The following is a 536-nucleotide window of genomic DNA, read 5'->3' as shown; positions in this document are numbered from 1 at the left end:
CTGGTGCTGGCATGGCGGTTTCCTTTCGACCGGGTTGATGAATGCAAGGCTAGGCCGGACATCCACAAGCAGAAAGTGGCCCGATTGACATTGTTCGAAAGAATTGGGACACTTGACCTAATCCCAAATGGTGTCCGCCATGCGCAATCCGATCATCGCCGCCGTCGCCTTTGACGGCATCAGCCCGTTCCATCTTTCCGTGCCTTGCCTGGTGTTCGGCGCCGACCGCACGAAGCTTGGCCTGCCGCGCTTCGACTTCCGTGTCTGCGCGGCCGAAGAAGGGCCGATCCAGACCGATGCCGGTTTGAGGATTTCGGTCCCGCACGATCTTTCGGCTCTTGACGCGGCCGATATCGTCATCATCCCAAGCTGGAAGGATCTGGAGGCTCCTCTGGCCGCACCGCTCAAGGGTGCGCTCGAACGGGCGCACGAGCGCGGCGCGCTGATCGTCGGCCTGTGCCTCGGCACCTTCGCCATCGCCGCCGCCGGACTTCTTGCCGGACGAAAGGCGACGACGCATTGGGCCTATACCGATC

The 536-nt window shown here is 62.1% G+C and carries 1 protein-coding gene; it reads left to right on the top strand.

The annotated features are described in order from the left end of the window. Positions 1-139 precede the first annotated feature (139 nt). The coding region (locus tag EOA29_RS39505; protein ID WP_189479188.1) for a DJ-1/PfpI family protein at positions 140-536 on the top strand (397 nt) is incomplete at its 3' end.

Origin of the sequence: Mesorhizobium sp. M1E.F.Ca.ET.063.01.1.1, from assembly GCF_003998155.1 — a bacterium.
Classification (GTDB): Bacteria; Pseudomonadota; Alphaproteobacteria; order Rhizobiales; family Rhizobiaceae; genus Mesorhizobium.
This window is presented reverse-complemented; position numbering and strand designations above follow the sequence as displayed.